This window comes from Streptomyces sp. NPDC054956 (assembly GCF_053609185.1).
This window is the reverse complement of record NZ_JBSGXB010000166.1, coordinates 1-16,807: the sequence shown is the minus strand read 5'-3', so window position 1 is coordinate 16,807 and position 16,807 is coordinate 1. Positions and strand designations below refer to the sequence as shown.

The following is a 16,807-nucleotide window of genomic DNA, read 5'->3' as shown; positions in this document are numbered from 1 at the left end:
CCGCCCCGCGGCGCCGCCGGGACCGGCCCGTCGGGCCGGGGCCCGACGGGGCCTGGGGCGCCCTCGGGGCGGTCAGCGGCCCCGGAGGCGGCGGACCAGGATGCTCGCGTCGCCGCGGGACTCCAGGTCCGCCAGGACCACGGCGACCGCCTCGCGGACGATCCGCCCGCGGTCGACCGCCAGGCCGTGCTCCCCGCGCAGCACCAGCCGCGCGTGTTCCAGGTCCATGAGCTCCTCGGCGGAGACGTAGACCGTGATCTTCTCGTCGTGCCGCTCGCGTCCGCTGGGCCGCCGGTTCGCACCCCGGCCCTGGCCCTTGCCCCGGCCGGGGGCCGGGGCCGGGACGCCACCGGAACCTTCCTGCGACCGGCGTTGCGCGCCCACGCCCGGCTCCGTACCGGCCTCAGCCTCCCGGCTGCGGCCCTCTCCCGCCGTGCCCTCCGCGGCGGCCGCCGCGTGCTCCACTCCCCGCGCCGGGGGAACGTGGGACGACGACGACACCGACGAAGACGTCAGCGCCATCCCCCCGGTCGTACGGAACAGTTCGTCGGCTCCGGGCAGACTCACTCGGCGGGACACCGGGCGAGCACCTCCCTGGCCAGCTGGCGATAGGCGGCGGCGCCGACGGAGTTGGAGGCGTACGTGGTGATCGGCTCGCCGGCGACCGTGGTCTCCGGGAACCGCACCGTGCGGCCGATGACCGTGTGGTAGACGTGGTCGTCGAACGCCTCGACCACGCGCGCCAGGACCTCGCGGCTGTGCACCGTACGGGAGTCGTACATCGTGGCGAGGATGCCGTCGAGCTCCAGCTCCGGGTTGAGCCGCTCCTGCACCTTCTCGATGGTCTCGGTCAGCAGCGCCACACCGCGCAGCGCGAAGAACTCGCACTCCAGCGGCACGATGACCTTGTGAGCCGCCGTCAGGGCGTTCACGGTCAGCAGACCGAGCGAGGGCTGACAGTCGATCACGATGTAGTCGTAGTCGGCCATCAGGGGCTTCAGGGCCCGCTGCAGCGTCGACTCGCGCGCGACCTCACTGACCAACTGCACTTCGGCAGCGGACAGGTCGATGTTGCTCGGCAGCAGGTCCATGTTCGGAACCGCCGTCTTGAGCAGCACCTCGTCGGCCGACATGCCCCGCTCCATGAGCAGGTTGTAGACCGTCAGGTCGAGCTCCATCGGGTTCACGCCGAGACCCACGGACAGCGCGCCCTGCGGGTCGAAGTCGACGAGCAGCACGCGGCGCCCGTACTCGGCGAGCGCGGCACCCAGGTTGATGGTCGACGTGGTCTTGCCCACGCCGCCCTTCTGGTTGCACATCGCGATGATCTTCGCCGGACCGTGGTCGGTCAGCGGACCCGGGATCGGGAAGTACGGCAGCGGCCGTCCGGTCGGACCGATCCGCTCACGGCGCTGGCGTGCAGCGTCGGGAGCGAGAGTGGCCGCGTACTCGGGGTCGGGCTCGTACTCCGCGTCGGGGTCGTAGAAGTGCCCTTCGGGCACCTGGTCGTAGTCGGCGAAACCCACGGGCTTTTCGCCGCTCGGGTCGCCGGCCCTGGAGTTCACGTCTAGGCCGTCCATGCTCTTTTGGGGCGTCGTCATGTGCTGGTGGTTTGCGAAGGTGCGGACTGCGACGGAGCCGACCGCTTCGATTCCGGCAGGGCTTTGACCCCGCGCAGGCACTCCTGCTCGACCACCCCCAGGAGCAAATGTCGACTCATTCACAAGTCGTCTTACCTCCTCGGACGTGACCAGGACACTTATCGATAGGTCAGCGTGGCACCATGCCGACGGTTGGCGACTCTATGGCGTGTCACCGCCCAGCGGCAACACAATCCGTCGGACCCGGCACGATGTGTCGGCAACCGAACACCTCCCTGTCAAGGGCGTCCGAGCTGTCGCCGGGAAGTTTCGCGGGTGTGCGAAAGGGTTAAAGGGTTACGTTCGAGGCGAGTTGAGCGGCCCCGCCGGACACCCCGCAAACGCGTCCGGCCGGACCTTGCGGGCAAGGTCCGGCCGGATACGTGAGATTGACGTCAGTCGTTGACGCCTCAGCCGAGAAGCGTGCTCAGCTCGAGGGTCTCGAGGCCGTGGGCCTCGGCGACGGGACCGTAAACGACCTGCCCGTCATGGGTGTTGAGGCCCAGGGCGAGCGCCGGGTCACGACGCAGCGCCTCGACCCAGCCGAGGTTCGCGAGCTGCACGATGTAGGGCAGCGTGGCGTTGGTCAGCGCGTAGGTGGAGGTGTTCGGCACCGCGCCCGGCATGTTGGCGACGCAGTAGAAGACCGAGTTGTGGACCTGGAAGGTCGGCTCGGCGTGAGTGGTCGGACGGGAGTCCTCGAAGCAGCCGCCCTGGTCGATCGCAATGTCGACAAGGACACTTCCGGGCTTCATCTTGGCGACGAGCTCGTTGGTGACCAGCTTCGGGGCCTTCGCACCCGGGATCAGCACCGCGCCGATGACGAGGTCGGCCTCGATGACGGCCTTCTCCAGCTCGTAGGCGTTGGAGACGATCGTCTTGATCTTCGTGCCGAAGATCTTGTCGGCCTCGCGGAGCTTGTTGATGTCGCGGTCCAGCAGGGTCACGTGGAAGCCCATGCCGACGGCGATCTGCACGGCGTTCCAGCCGGAGACGCCGCCACCGATGACGACGCACTCACCGGCGTGGGTGCCGGGGACGCCGCCGGGGAGGACGCCGCGGCCGCCGACCGAACGCATCAGGTGGTAGGCGCCGACCTGCGGGGCCAGACGGCCCGCGACCTCGGACATCGGGGCGAGCAGCGGGAGCGCGCGGTTGGCGAGCTCGACCGTCTCGTACGCGATGGCAGTGGTGCCGGACTCCAGCAGGGCGTCCGTGCACTCGCGGGAGGCCGCGAGGTGCAGGTAGGTGAAGAGGGTCTGGTCCTTGCGGAGGCGGTGGTACTCCTCCGCGATGGGCTCCTTGACCTTCAGCAGCAGGTCAGCGGTGGCCCAGACCTCGTCGGCGGTACCGAGGATCTCGGCACCGGCGGAGACGTACTCGGCGTCCGTGATCGAGGAACCCACACCGGCGTTCTGCTCGATGAAGACCTGGTGGCCGTTGCGGACCAGCTCATGCACGCCGGCGGGCGTGATGGCGACCCGGAACTCGTTGTTCTTGACCTCGCGGGGGATGCCGACCTTCATCGTGGCTCACGGTCCTTGGCTCAGGGGATGTTTCGGGGTACTTCCATACAAACCCGTTTACAAGAACACGCAACGGGATGCCCCAGGAGCTGCCTGGGTGAACCCAGTCTAATGAAGGACGAGCTGCTGTCTAGCCTTGCAAACCAATAATCTCAGTCGGAACCACTACGGATTTCGCAGGCTGCGGGGTCATCTCCCAGCAATCTGTCGGCCGCGGACCTGTGCAGCCTGGCGGCCGCGGGGTCGCCCAGCCGGTCGAGGGTGTCGGCCAGGCGCACCTGCAGCGCCGCCTGAAGCCGCAGGTCCCCGGCCTTGCGCGCGATCTCCACCGCCTCCCGGCAGGTGTGCAGCGATTCCTCCGGCCGGCCCGCGTACTCCTGGATCCGCGCCATCTCGCTCAACGCCTTTGCCTGGCCCGGGACATCGGCCAGTCGGCGGTAGCCGGCCGAGGCCGCCCGCCAGCTCCGCAGCGCGTCCCCGTACCGGCCGGCGTAGGTGTGCACGTTCCCGAGCCGCCCGTACAGCCGCGCCTCGTCCCCGCGCTCCCCGCGCGCGAGGGCGTGGGACAGGGCCCGGCCGAACCAGTCGGAGGCCCGGTGCCAGTCGGCCAGCTCCTGGTACGCACCGCCTACGGATTCCATCGCGCGGCCCGCCGCGTACGGATCGTTCGCCGCTCTTCCGGCGTCCAGCGCGGCCCGGTAGCGCTCCAGAGCCTCCCGGGTGCGGCCAGTCTCGGCGTCCAGATCGGCCAGGTTCAGCAGCGCGGCGGCCTGTTCCCGGTGCAGATCGCGCCGCTCGGCCACGTCCAGGACGAGCCGGTGCAGCCCGTACAGCTCGGGGGCGGCCCCGGCGGTGCCCCGGTGGTCGGACAGGGCCCGCGCCAGGGCCGCGACGAAGCGGCGGGCCAGGGTGTCGAGCTCCCCGTCGGCGACGGCCAGGGTGGCCGCGGCGGACAGCGCGGGCAGCCGGGTGTCCAGCCAGGTCGCGGCGGCCCGCCGGTCGGCGAAGCGCATGGCGCGCGGCACCCCGTCCAGCTTCTCCGGGCCGCCGACGGGGCCGTCCTCGTCCTCCTCGGCCATGGCCCGGCAGGAGACCAGCAGCCGTACGGAGCGCTCCAGCATCCGGGCCCGCGCCAGCTGGACCTCGGCCGGGCGCTCCTTGGCCTCCAGCAGGGCCTGGAGCAGGGGCGTGAGGCAGCCGGGGAGCAGGAAGAGCCCGTCAGGGGCGCCGCGCAGCAGGCCCAGCGCGGCGAAGTCCTCCAGGAGCGACTGAGCGGCGGCCACGGAGCAGCCGGCGAGCGCGGAGGCGGTGTGCGAGTCGACGAGCCCGGCGGGAGCAAGCGGAAGCAGCCGCAGGGTCCGCTGCGCGGGCTGCGGGAGGGACTCGTAGACGAGCCTGAAGGTGCGCGCGAGGGGGCCGCTGGTGCCGGCGGGCATGTCGTGGAGCTGTTTGGCCACGTCGGCGACGGACGCCTTGGGCCGGGCCGCGAGCCAGCCGCCCGCCAGGCTCAGTGCGGCGGGCTGGCCGCCGCACTCCTCGGCGAGGGCTTCGGCGGCGCGGGGGTCGTTGGCCACGCGGATGTCGCCGATGCGCTGGACCAGCATGCGGACGGCCGAGGGGGTGTCGAGTCCGCCGAGGGTGCAGGGGCGGACATCCGGAATCCCGGTGAGGGGGCCCTCGGCGGTGACGACGACCAGGCATTCGGGGGTGTCGGGCAACAGGGCGTCGACCTGGTGGGGATCGGCGGCGTCGTCGACGAGCAGGACGGCCCGCCGCCCGGCCAGGGCCTCGCGCAGGGCGGAGCTGAGGTCGTCCTCGCCGGCGCCGGGCGGAGTGGGCAGTCCGAGTCCCTCCAGGAGGGTGCGCACGGCCCGCTCGGTGGCTACGGCCTCGCCGGTGGGCGAGGTGAGCCGGACCCGCAGCACTCCGTCGGGGTACTCCCCGGCGATCTCGCGGACCAGCGCTTCGGCGAGGGCCGTGCGGCCGGATCCCGGCCGCCCGGCGACGAGCAGGACGCGGGCGCGCGGCGACTTGGCCTTGCGACCGGAGAGCGTGTCGAGCCCGGTCCGCGCGATGTCCTCGCGCAGCTCCTTGAGCTCACGCCGCCGCCCGACGAAATCCGCCACGGATCCGCTCCTCTCGCTGCCTTCGGATTGCGAGCGTAGTTCACGCAGAGCGACGAGCAGGGTGGAGCGTGGCGGACAAATCGCCCGATCGGATCAGCGGATGGGCAGCTTGTAGCGCTTTTCGAGCGGGGTGCGGGAGTCCGGCCCCGCGGAGCTACGCCTCGTAGGGGCGGGCCGGCCACGGGGCCAGCGCCGGGCGCAGCGCGTCGAGGCCGTCACCCGCCAGCGCGGCGGACAGCGCCAGCACGCCCGTCACCAGCCCCGGGTTGCCCAGCCGCCCCGCCAGGATGCCGCGCACCAGGTCGGCGAGCGGAACCCGGGCGATCTCCATGTCCGCCTCCTCCTCGGAGACCTCGTACCGCTCCCCCTCGGCCTCCGACAGGTCCCGCGCCAGGAAGATCCGTACCGCCTCGTCGGAGCCGCCGGGCGAGGTGAAGAAGTCGGCCAGCACCCGCCAGTCCTCGGCCTTGACGTGCGCCTCCTCGTACAGCTCCCGCTGGGCCGCGTGCAGCGGGTTCTCCCCCGGTACGTCCAGCAGCCCCGCCGGCAGCTCCCACAGTCGGTGGCGCACCGGGTGCCGGAACTGCTTCAGGACGACCACCCGCTGCTCCGCGTCGAGTGCGAGTACGCACACCGACCCCGGGTGCGCCTGGTAGTCGCGGCGCACGACCGACCTGTCGGGCATCCGTACCTGGTCGGACTTGACGGACGTCTTCGCGCCCTCGAACGGGGTCCGGGAGGCGACGACCTCCCATGACTCCGGCGTGTCCTCGATGTCGTTTCCCATGGCCATGGCCCGTACCTTCCCCAGAAACGCGACGGCCGGGGCACGATGCGTGCCCCGGCCGTCTACGTTATGCGGTCGGCGGTGCCGAACGCGTACGACTACTTCGCCGCCTGCTGCCGCTCCACCGCGGCCTTGACCAGGCCCGCGAACAGCGGGTGCGGGCGCGTCGGACGCGAGCGCAGCTCCGGGTGGGCCTGGGTGGCCACCAGGTAGGGGTGCACCTCGCGCGGGTACTCGACGTACTCGACCAGCTTGTTGTCCGGGGAGGTGCCGGAGAACACGAGGCCCGCCTTCTTCTCCAGCTCGGAGCGGTAGGCGTTGTTGACCTCGTAGCGGTGGCGGTGGCGCTCGTCCACGTACGCCTGGTCGCCGTAGACCTCGCGCACGATGGAGCCCTCGGCGAGCTTCGCCGGGTACATGCCCAGGCGCATGGTGCCGCCCAGGTCGCCCGCGCCCTCGACGAAGGCCAGCTGCTCCTCCATCGTGGAGATCACCGGGTTCGGGGTGGAGGCGTCGAACTCGGTGGAGTTCGCGTCCTCGATGCCCGCCAGGTTGCGCGCGGCCTCGATGACCACGCACTGCAGGCCCAGGCACAGGCCGAGCAGCGGGATCTTGTTCTCGCGGGCGTAGGTGATCGCGCCGACCTTGCCGTTGACACCGCGGTCGCCGAAGCCGCCGGGCACGCAGATCGCGTCCACGTCGGCCAGCTGCGCGGCGGCGCCCGCCGGGGTCTTGCAGTCGTCGGAGGTGACCCACTTGATCTGCACGCGGGCCTTGTTGGCGAAACCGCCGGCGCGCAGCGCCTCGGTCACGGACAGGTACGCGTCCGGCAGGTCGATGTACTTGCCGACGAGCGCGACCTTGACCTCGTGGTCGGGGTTGTGGACGCGGTCCAGCAGGTCCTCCCAGACCCTCCAGTCCACGTCGCGGAACGGCAGGTCGAGCTTGCGCACGACGTAGGCGTCCAGGCCCTCGGTGTGCAGCACCTTGGGGATGTCGTAGATCGACTTGGCGTCGATCGCGGCGACCACCGCGGCCTCGTCGACGTCGCACATCAGCGAGATCTTGCGCTTGATCGAGGTCGGGACCTCGCGGTCGGCGCGCAGCACGATGGCGTCGGGCTGGATGCCGATGTTGCGCAGCGCCGCGACCGAGTGCTGGGTCGGCTTCGTCTTGAGCTCGCCGGAGGGGCCGATGTAGGGCAGCAGCGAGATGTGCACGACGAAGACGTTGTCGCGGCCGACCTCGTGGCGGACCTGGCGGACGGTCTCCAGGAACGGCAGCGACTCGATGTCGCCGACGGTGCCGCCGACCTCGGTGATGACCACGTCGACGTCGTCGGTCGCCATGCGGCGGATGCGGTGCTTGATCTCGTTGGTGATGTGCGGGATGACCTGCACGGTGTCACCGAGGTACTCGCCGCGCCGCTCCTTGGCGATGACCTGTGAGTAGACCTGGCCGGTGGTGACGTTGGCCGATCCGTCGAGGTCGACGTCGAGGAAGCGCTCGTAGTGGCCGATGTCCAGGTCGGTCTCGGCGCCGTCGTTGGTGACGAACACCTCGCCGTGCTGGAACGGGTTCATCGTGCCCGGGTCGACGTTGAGGTACGGGTCGAGCTTCTGCATCGTGACCCGAAGACCGCGCGCCTTCAGCAGCGCACCCAGGCTGGAGGCCGTCAGGCCCTTGCCGAGGGAGGAAGCGACACCCCCGGTGACGAAGATGTGCTTGGTCGTCATGGATTTGGGCGGCATCGCCAAGAGGGGGCTCCCGTGGTCGCGAGGTGAGGTGCGTCCGGCGCCGGCCTCCGTCGATCCGGAAGGGTCTCAGGGGGCGCCGAAGCTGCGGTTTCGGGGCTCCTGATTCGCACAGGCAGACCACCGGTCCACGGGATACCAGCCTATCAGCGCCGGGGCCGGTCCGCCTCCGGCCACGCCCCGCGACCGTGCGCGCCCGAGTGTGACGGCGACGTATCGCCTGCTCACCCGTTTGGTCGAGTCACATTCTTCGCGGGCTTGGGGAGCTCACTAGGGTGCCGACATATCCTGCTCGGATATTGCGAATTCAGCATCCGGGCAGTCCGTCATCCGGCCTACCCGAGTCGTATGCGGAATCATGGGCTCGACGCGTGATCCCCACCCACGGGTGAACGCGCAACCGCGCAATGCAAGCGCCCTTCGGGGCGGACGTGGCCGTTCGGACTGGAGATGCAACGTGTCAGGGCGCATCGAGGATTACGCACTGATCGGGGACATGCAGACGGCGGCGTTGGTCTGCCGGGACGGGGCGGTGGACTGGTTGTGTCTGCCTCGTTTCGACTCCCATGCCGTGTTCGCGAGCATCCTCGGTACCGAAGATCACGGCTTCTGGCGGGTGGGCCCGGCATTTCCGGCGGGCACGGAAGCCCCGCGCGCCACCCGGCGCCGCTATCGCGGTGACTCGCTGGTGCTGGAGTCGGAATGGGACACCCCGCGCGGCACCGTCCGCGTCATCGACTTCATGCCTCCCCGCGAGGACCACGCACCGCAGCTCATCCGCATCGTGGAAGGGGTCAGCGGGCGCGTCAAGATGCGCTCGGCCCTGCGCATGCGTTTCAGCTACGGGCGCGTCGTGCCCTGGGTCCACAAGGTCGACGGCCGCACGGTGGCCGTGGCCGGCCCGGACTCGGTCTGGCTGGACAGCGAGGCGCAGACGTACGGCAAGGACCTGACGACGTACTCGGACTTCACCGTCGGGCCCGGCGACCGGATGACCTTCAGCATCAGCTGGCAGCCCTCGCACCGGGGCGCTCCGGAGACCCCCGACGCCGAGGCGGCGCTGGCCTCCACCACCGAGTTCTGGCGCGGCTGGGTCGAGCAGTGCACGTACCACGGCCCCTACCGGGAGGCGGTGATCCGCTCGCTGATCACCCTCAAGGCGCTCACGTACGCCCCCACGGGCGGGATCGTCGCCGCGCCGACCACCTCCCTGCCGGAGGAGATCGGCGGCGTCCGCAACTGGGACTACCGCTACACGTGGCTGCGCGACGCCGCCATCACCCTCTCCTCGCTGCTGCGCACCGGCTACCGCGACGAGGCCTCCGCGTGGCGGGACTGGCTGCTGCGCGCGGTCGCCGGCGACCCGGAGAACCTGCAGATCATGTACGGGATCGCGGGCGAGCGCGAGCTCGGCGAGACCGAGCTGGACTGGCTCCCGGGGTACGAGAACTCGAGCCCGGTCCGGGTCGGCAACGGCGCGGCGGGCCAGCTGCAGCTCGACGTGTACGGCGAGGTCACCGAGGCCCTGCACCTGGGCCACATGACGGGCCTGGCCCGCAACGACTACGCGTCGCTGCTCCAGCTCAAACTCATCCGCTACCTGGAGACCCACTGGGACCAGCCCGACGAGGGCATCTGGGAGGTCCGCGGCCCGCGCCGGCACTTCGTCCACTCCAAGGTGATGGCCTGGGTGGCGGTGGACCGCACGATCAAGCTGATCGAGAGCGGTGACGCGGACGGGCCGCTGGAGCGCTGGCGGGAGCTGCGCGACGAGATCCACCAGGACGTCTGCGAGAAGGGGTACGACAAGGAGCGCAACACCTTCACGCAGTCCTACGGGTCGAAGGAGCTGGACGCCTCCCTGCTGCTGATTCCGCAGATGGGCTTCCTGCCGCCGGACGACAAGCGGGTGATCGGCACGATCGAGGCGATCCAGCGCGAGCTGTCGACCCCGGACGGCTTCATCCTGCGCTATCCGACGGCGGGCGAGGAGGCGGGCGTGGACGGCCTGGAGGGCGACGAGGGGGCCTTCCTCGCGTGCTCGTTCTGGATGGCCGACGACCTGGCGATGATCGGCCGCGTCGACGAGGCCCGCCGCCTCTTCGAGAAGCTGCTCTCGCTCCGCAACGACCTGGGGCTCCTGGCGGAGGAATGGGATCCCAAGCTCCAGCGGCAGGTCGGCAACTTCCCGCAGGCCTTCAGCCACGTCCCCCTGATCGACACGGCCCTGCGGCTGACGGCCAGCGGGGCGTACGGGGGCTGACGCGCACGGCCGCCGACGCGCACGACGGCGGCCGACGCGCACGGTGGATCGTGCCCGCCTACGCTGAAGGGGTCCCATGCCCTTCTGCGGAAGGGGGGGTGGCCATGGCTCCCCTCTCAAAGGCCGGCACGGCCCTCGCCGAGCTCCGCGAGGATCTGGCCGGATCCGTCTTCACCCCGGACGATCCGGGGTACGACGAGGCCCGCACGATCTACAACGGGATGATCGACCGCAGGCCGGCCGTCATCGCGCAGTGCGACAGCCCGGTGGACGTGGTCACCGCCGTTCGTTTCGGACGGCGGCTCGACCTGCCCATCGCGGTGCGCGGCGGCGGCCACAGCGTCGCCGGGATGTCGCTCAACGACGGGGGCCTGGTCGTGGACCTGCGCCGGATGCACGCGGTGACCGTCCATCCCGGGGCCTCGGCCGTCACGGTCGAGGGCGGCGCCACCATGAGCCACCTGGACCGGGCCTGCGAGCCCTACGGGCTGGCGACCACCGGCGGCCGCGTCTCCACCACCGGGGTCGGCGGGTTCGTACTGGGCGGCGGCACCGGGTGGCTGGACCGGAAGTTCGGCCTGGCGGTGGACAACCTGCTCGGCGTGGAACTGGTCACGGCCGACGGCGAGATGGTGACGGCGACCGCGCAGGACCGCCCGGAGCTGTTCTGGGGGCTGCACGGAGGCGGCGGGAACTTCGGCATCGCGACCTCCCTGACCCTGCGGCTGCACGAGCTCCCGGCCATGTCCATGGCCTTCCTGCTGTACCTGCCGGAGCGCGGGCCCGAGGTGGTCCGCACGTACCGGGACGTCATGGAGTCCGCGCCGCGCGAAGCCGGCGGCGGCGCCATCTACCTGACCGGTCCGCCCGAGGAGTTCATCCCGCCGCACCTGGTCGGCGTCCTGCTGGCCGGCGCGCTCGTCACGTACGCGGGACCCGAGGAGGAGCTGCGCGCCCTGACGGCACCGCTGCTGGCGATCCCGCACGAGGTGGAGATGGTGACGGCCATCCCCTACGCGGACCTCCAGTGCATGCTCGACGACCCCCCGGGCCTGCGGAACTACTGGTCGGCGGAGTACCTGACGGGCGTGCCCGACGAGTTCGTGGACGTGTTCTGCGCCCGCGCGGACTCCATGCCGGTGCCGAGCGGAACCCAGCACGTCGTGTGGCCGCAGGGCGGCGCGATCGCCGAGGGCCCGGCCGACTACCCCGTGCCCTTCCGCGACGCGCCCTGGGCGGTGCACCCGTACGGCGCCTGGGAGGACCCCGCCGACGACGACCGGTGCCGCCAGTGGGTCAAGGACGTCCGCGCCGACGTCCAGCCCTGGGCCACCGGCGCGGTCTACCTCAACTTCACCGGGGACGAGGGCGGCGACCGGGTGGTCGCCGGCCTCGGACCCGACAACATGCGGCGGCTGGGCGCGTTGAAGCGGGAGTACGACCCGGACAACGTCTTCCGCTTCAACCACAACATCGAGCCCGCTTGACCCTCTCGGACGAGGGCGGGCGGGTCAGGTGAGGGCGGTGATCACCTCCTTCGCCGCCCGCTCGCCCTCGGTGGCCCCGCCTTCCATGAACCCCTGGAAGTCGTAGCTGCAGTGCTCGCCGCCGATGTGGATCCGGCCCTGCGCGGTGCCCTCGTACTTGGCGTACTTGTGCAGGTAGCCGGTCGGCCAGTACGAGTACGCGCCGAGCGAGTACGGGTTGCGGTGCCAGGCCGACAGCTGCGCCCGCCCGTTCCAGGCCGCCTTGGTGCCGGGGAAGAACGCGTCGATGCCGGTGAGCATCCGGCCCGCGAGGGTGCGTACGTAGGGGTCGGAGTCGGTGGCGAAGGGGGTCCCCGGGGTGAGCGAGCCGGCCAGGCTGCCGCCGCCGTACTGGAGCAGGATGCCCCCGTTGCCCGGCTGGACCTTCGTCGTGTCCCAGGTCTGCTGGACGTCGCTGTCGGTGAAGCAGTCGCCCGCGGAGACCCCCGGCCAGGGGCCGGTGCCGCGCCAGGGGCGGCTGGTGAACTGCATGTTGAGCTTGGTGCAGTAGCCCATGCGGGCGTCGCGCAGCAGGTTCTTCATCAGCGGGTCGAAGCCGGCGCCGCTGAGGTCGATCCGCTGGAGGATCGGCAGCGGCAGGCACAGGATGGTGTGGTCGGCGACGACCGTCCGGGTGGCGCCGGCGTCGTTGAAGGTCAGCGTCTGGGTGCCGTCGGCGGCGACGCGCACGGCGACGAGCTCGCGGCCCATGACGAGCGAACCGGCGGGCAGGGCGGCCGCGATGGCGTTCGGCAGCTGATCGTTGCCGCCGGTGATGTGGTAGCGCTCGTTGGACAGGCCCCAGACGTTGAAGTTGCCCGGGTTGGGCTGGTAGCCCATCAGCAGGACCAGCGCGAGGGCGGACTGCTGATCGGTGTCGGCCCCGTACTCGACGTTGTAGGCCACGTCGATGAAGCGGCCGAGCTGCGAGCCGTGACCGCCGGGGATCCGGGTCTCGATCCACTGGTACAGGGTCATGTTGTCGAGGGCGGTGCCGGCCGGGGTCGAGGAGTTCCAGGAGACCTCGCCGGCGTCCTGGAGGTCGCGGCGCAGCGCCTGGTAGACCGCGTTGAAGTCCTCGTCGGCCTGGTGGCGCGGGTAGTAGGTCCCGTTGAACCAAAGGACTTCCTCGGCACCGTTGGGCCCGCCGCCGAGGAAGTCCTCGGTCTGCAGGTTGAAGCGTCGGCACAGCTCCAGGATCTTCTTGTGGCTGGTGTCGATCAGCTCGCCGCCGATCTCGGAGGTCTGCCCGTACGCCCACAGGGAGCGCTGGCTCCACATCCGGCCGCCGACGCGGGTCGGGTTGGCCTCGTAGAGCGTGAAGGGGACGCCCGCGTCCTTGAGGGTGAGGGCGGCGGTCAGCCCCGAGATGCCGGCGCCGACGATGGCGACGCGGGCGGGGCTCACGGGCTTCTTGTCGGGGGTGGCCTCCACGGCGTGGGCGCTCGCGGCGGCGCCCATGGCGGAGGCGACGGCGGTGCCGAGGCCGAGGGCGGCCGCCCGGCCGAGGAGCTGGCGGCGGGTGGAGCCGCGGACCTCGGCGACGGGCAGCCCGAGCCGGCGGGCGGCGGCGTGTTCGGCGGCGAGCTGACGGAGCGCGTGCATCAGGGGCGTACGTGCCATGGCGGTGGCTCCTTCTCAGACGTTCGCGGCGGAGTGGGCGGGCTCTTCGGTGCGCTCGGCGGCGTCCTCGAGAACGACGCGGCCGATGATCTCGTACCGCGCGGGGGCCTTGAACTTCAGCCACAGGCCGAGTCCCAGCCCGCCGAAGAACACGGTGCCGACGATCCACGGGATCAGCGTGAAGAAGAACGAGTCGGCGGCGAGCCCGGCGGCCGTCTTCATGTTGACCAGCAGCAGGACGACCACGCCGGCCATGGCCACACCGCCCAGCAGCGGGGCCGTGAAGGTGCGGAACCAGTGCCGGTCCTCGGGGTGGTTCTTGCGGAAGTAGCCGATCACCGCGAAGGAGCACAGGGTCTGCACGATGAGGATCGCCATCGTGCCGAGGATCGCGAGCAGCGTGTACAGGTGGATGTACGGGTCCTGCCCGGTCAGCCAGAACAGCGCGACCAGGCCGGTGGCGATGGCCGTCTGCACCATGGACGAGATGTACGGGGAACCGTGCTTGGCGTGCGTACGGCCGAGGGCGGGGTGGAGGAAGCCCTCGCGGCCGATGGCGTAGAGGTAGCGGGCGGCGCACTGGTGGAAGGCCATGCCGCAGGCGAAGGAGCCGGTGAGCAGCAGCCACTGGAAGGCGTCGACGGCCCAGGCGCCGATGAAGGTCTGGGTGGGGGCGAAGAAGAGGTCGAGCGGGTTGGTGGAGGCGGAGAGCTCCACGGACTTGGCGAGGCCGTTGCCGGCGATGGTCATCCAGGAGACGTAGATGTAGAAGAGTCCGACGCCCACGACGGAGATCAGGGTCGCCTTGGGGATGACCCGCTTCGGGTCGCGGGACTCCTCCCCGTACATGGCGGTGGACTCGAAGCCGACCCAGGACCAGAAGGCGAAGAAGAGGCCGAGCCCGGCGGAGGCCCCGGTGAAGGCGTTCTTCGGGTTGACGGGTTCGACCGGGATGCCGTCGGGGCCGCCGCCCGCGATCAGTACGGCGGTGGCCACGGCGAAGAGGACGGCGATCTCGGCGACGAGCATCACGCCCAGCGCCTTCGCCGTGAGGTTGATGTCGAAGTGGGCGAGGACCGCGGTGATCGCGATCATGCCGGCCGCGTAGACGATCCAGGGCAGGTCAATGCCGAGCTGGTCGTGGACGGTGGTCTTGGTGAAGTAGGAGAAGACGCCGACGATCGAGGCCTCGAAAACGATGTACGCGAGGACCGCGAGCATGCCGGAGGCCATGCCGGCGATCCGGCCGAGGCCGTGCGAGATGTACCCGTAGAAGGCGCCCGCCGCGGTGATCCGCTTGGCCATGGCCACGTAGCCGACGGCGAAGACGGTGAGGACGACGGTCGCGAAAAGGTAGCCGGCCGGGGCCCCGACGCCGTTGCCGAAGCCGACGGCGATGGGCAGGTTCCCGGTCATGGCGGTGATCGGAGCGGCGGTGGCGACCGCCATGAACACGACGCCGACCAGACCCACCGAATTGGCTTTGAGCCGCTGGACCCCGGGGGCTCCCGAGGCCCCTGAAGTGGTGCCAGCCGTATCCCCGCTCGTGCCCCGGCTCATGTCTGCGCTCATGGCTCCTCGTTCCTGTCGTGAGGGCGCCACTCTCTCCTCGCGTGACGCACGCCACAATCGGCATGCAGTCCGATAATCGCCTTGCGCGGCCGACGAGTTGTCGGGCCGGACGGGGACACATCGGACGTCGTAACCGCCCGGTGATGTGCCGGGAACAGGGCTGCCGGTACCGTCCCGATATGGACAACCAGGGCGGGATCACGGTTCAGCGGGCACTGGAGCTGCCGGGACTGCGCAGCGGGCTGCCGGAGGTGGTGGCCTGCGCCGACCGGCTGGGCCGGACCGTGCGCTGGGTGCACGCGGGCGAGGTCCCCAACATCGCGTCCCTGCTGAAGGGCGGCGAGCTGCTGCTGACCACGGGCCTGGGCCTCGGCACCCGTCCCGCCGAGCAGCGCGCCTTCGTACGCCGCCTCGCGGACCGGGGCATCGCCGCGCTGGTCGTCGAACTGGGGCCGCGCTTCACCCGGCTCCCGGCGACGCTGGTGGAGACGGCGCGGGCGGCCGGCCTGCCGCTGGTCCAGCTCCACCGGGAAGTCCCCTTCGTGACCGTCACGGAGGAGGTCCACACCGAGATCGTCAACCATCACTACGCCCTGCTCCAGCGGGCCGAGGAAGTCCACCGGCGATGTACGGAGGCCCTCCTGGGCGGCGGCGGGATCCCCCAAGTCCTGCACATCCTGGCCGACTTCACCTCGAACCCGGTCTTCCTGGAGACCCCCGACGGGCAGTTGCTGTACGCGGCCGGTCCGGCGGCCGGGGAGGCCGCGGCCGATCCGCTCCAGGTGTGGGAGGGCCTGCGGGGCCAGCGCCCGGCCGAACCGTCCGGCAACGCCGTGGTGGTCGACGTACCCGGTGGCGGCCACGGAACGGGGTCGGTCCGCGCCCGGCTGGTCCTGCTGGGCGTGTCCTCCCCGCTGCTGCCCGTGCACCGGATGGCGGCGGAGCGGACGGCGGGCGTACTGGCCGTCGTGCTGATGCAGGCCCGGCAGGAGGACGAGCTGGCGGCGCGCGGCCGCGGCGACTTCCTCACGGACCTGGCGGAGGGCCGCATCTCGGCCGAGGACGCCCCCGCCCAGGCCCGCGTACTGGGCTTCAAGCCGGGGACCGGCCCGCTCCTGCCCGTGGTGATGCGCCTCTCCTCGGAGCTGGGCCCCTCGGGGAACTGGGCCGTCCTGGCCCGGGCGGTCCAGGAGGAACTCTCCTCGGTCGGCGTCCCCGTCCTCCTCGGCGTCCGCCCGGTCGAGGGCCGGGTCCCCCTCCTCATCTCCCTGCGCTCCGACGCCGAACGCACGACGGTGGCGGACCGGGTGGCGGCGGCGCTGCGGGCCGGCGTCGAGCGGGCCGGCCTGGACCGGGCGGGGGCTCCGCCGGCGGTGGTCGTCGGCGTCTGCGGCAGCTGGGCGGCGGCCTCGGCGGGCCTGCGGCACGCGGCGGAGACGGCCACGGCGGCGCACGGGCTTCCCGCGCGGCCCTGGTACGACGCCCGGCGCCTGGACATCGACCTCCTCCTGTGGCGGCTGCGCGAACACCCGGACCTGGCGGCCTTCGTGGACCGCGCGATCGGTCCGCTGCGGGTCCACGACACGGTCTCGCGCCCGCCCCTCCTCCCGACGCTGGAGACGTACCTGGCCCACGCGGGCCGCAAGGCGGAGACCGCCCGCGAGCTCCACCTGAACCGCCAGACGCTGTACAACCGCCTGGCCCGCATCTCGGAACTCCTGGGCGCGGACCTGGACGACCCCGAAACGGTCCTCTCCCTGAGCCTGGCCCTCCGCGCCCGCCGCCACGCGGCACCTACTCCTTCTTAACGCGTCCCTCGCACGGCTCGGCCCCGAGGGGCCTCCCCGGCTTCCCGCCGCTACGCCGGACTCCGTCCGGCGGTGCCCGGTCCGGGCGCACCGCCACGCCCGTCCGCGCGGGCCGGCGTGCGGCGGTGCGGCCCTGCGGGGCGTGTCCCTACCCGCCCTTCCACCGTTCCCCTGTCTCTGAG

General features: G+C 71.4%; 11 protein-coding genes. 3 read left to right on the top strand and 8 right to left on the bottom strand.

Annotated features, from left to right (window positions below; all coding sequences use genetic code 11):
- Nucleotides 1–72 precede the first annotated feature (72 nt).
- The 6 genes from ACWGDE_RS23945 to ACWGDE_RS23920 form a co-directional block, all read right to left on the bottom strand.
- Nucleotides 73–579 (bottom strand): hypothetical protein, encoded by a 507-nt coding sequence (locus ACWGDE_RS23945; RefSeq protein ID WP_453391053.1) that lies wholly within the window; start codon nt 577–579, stop codon nt 73–75.
- On the bottom strand, nt 564–1,682 hold the full coding sequence (locus ACWGDE_RS23940) for a ParA family protein (RefSeq protein WP_453391052.1): 1,119 nt from the start codon (nt 1,680–1,682) through the stop codon (nt 564–566). Before ACWGDE_RS23940 ends, ACWGDE_RS23945 begins: the two co-directional genes overlap by 16 nt.
- Before the next feature lie 368 nt (nt 1,683–2,050).
- Nucleotides 2,051–3,166 carry an alanine dehydrogenase gene (ald, locus tag ACWGDE_RS23935; protein ID WP_385394579.1) on the bottom strand — a complete coding sequence of 372 codons (1,116 nt, stop codon included), beginning with the start codon at nt 3,164–3,166 and terminating at the stop codon, nt 2,051–2,053.
- Nucleotides 3,167–3,318: 152 nt separating this feature from the next.
- Nucleotides 3,319–5,292 (bottom strand): tetratricopeptide repeat protein, encoded by a 1,974-nt coding sequence (locus tag ACWGDE_RS23930; protein ID WP_453391051.1) that lies wholly within the window; start codon nt 5,290–5,292, stop codon nt 3,319–3,321.
- A gap of 154 nt (nt 5,293–5,446) precedes the next feature.
- A complete protein-coding gene (locus tag ACWGDE_RS23925; protein WP_453391055.1) occupies nt 5,447–6,079 on the bottom strand; it encodes an NUDIX domain-containing protein in 633 nt (210 codons plus the stop codon).
- A gap of 98 nt (nt 6,080–6,177) precedes the next feature.
- On the bottom strand, nt 6,178–7,830 hold the full coding sequence (locus ACWGDE_RS23920) for a CTP synthase (RefSeq protein WP_453391050.1): 1,653 nt from the start codon (nt 7,828–7,830) through the stop codon (nt 6,178–6,180).
- Between the two features lie 460 nt (nt 7,831–8,290).
- Between ACWGDE_RS23920 and ACWGDE_RS23915 the strand changes: the two genes are divergently transcribed.
- Together ACWGDE_RS23915 and ACWGDE_RS23910 are read left to right on the top strand one after the other, a co-directional pair.
- Nucleotides 8,291–10,096, top strand: a complete 1,806-nt coding sequence (locus ACWGDE_RS23915; RefSeq protein ID WP_453391049.1) for a glycoside hydrolase family 15 protein — start codon at nt 8,291–8,293, stop codon at nt 10,094–10,096.
- A gap of 104 nt (nt 10,097–10,200) precedes the next feature.
- Nucleotides 10,201–11,583 carry an FAD-binding oxidoreductase gene (locus ACWGDE_RS23910; protein ID WP_453391048.1) on the top strand — a complete coding sequence of 461 codons (1,383 nt, stop codon included), beginning with the start codon at nt 10,201–10,203 and terminating at the stop codon, nt 11,581–11,583.
- Between the two features lie 24 nt (nt 11,584–11,607).
- On the opposite strand, the gene ACWGDE_RS23905 is transcribed toward ACWGDE_RS23910, so the two are convergent.
- Entirely contained in the window at nt 11,608–13,245 is a 1,638-nt protein-coding gene (locus tag ACWGDE_RS23905; protein WP_453391047.1) for a flavin monoamine oxidase family protein, read from the bottom strand.
- Between the two features lie 15 nt (nt 13,246–13,260).
- Nucleotides 13,261–14,805, bottom strand: a complete 1,545-nt coding sequence (locus ACWGDE_RS23900) for an APC family permease (protein WP_453391054.1) — start codon at nt 14,803–14,805, stop codon at nt 13,261–13,263.
- A 191-nt stretch (nt 14,806–14,996) separates the two neighbouring features.
- Here ACWGDE_RS23900 and ACWGDE_RS23895 point away from each other — a divergent pair, with 191 nt between their 5' ends.
- Nucleotides 14,997–16,625 (top strand): PucR family transcriptional regulator, encoded by a 1,629-nt coding sequence (locus tag ACWGDE_RS23895; protein ID WP_453391046.1) that lies wholly within the window; start codon nt 14,997–14,999, stop codon nt 16,623–16,625.
- Nucleotides 16,626–16,807 lie beyond the last annotated feature (182 nt).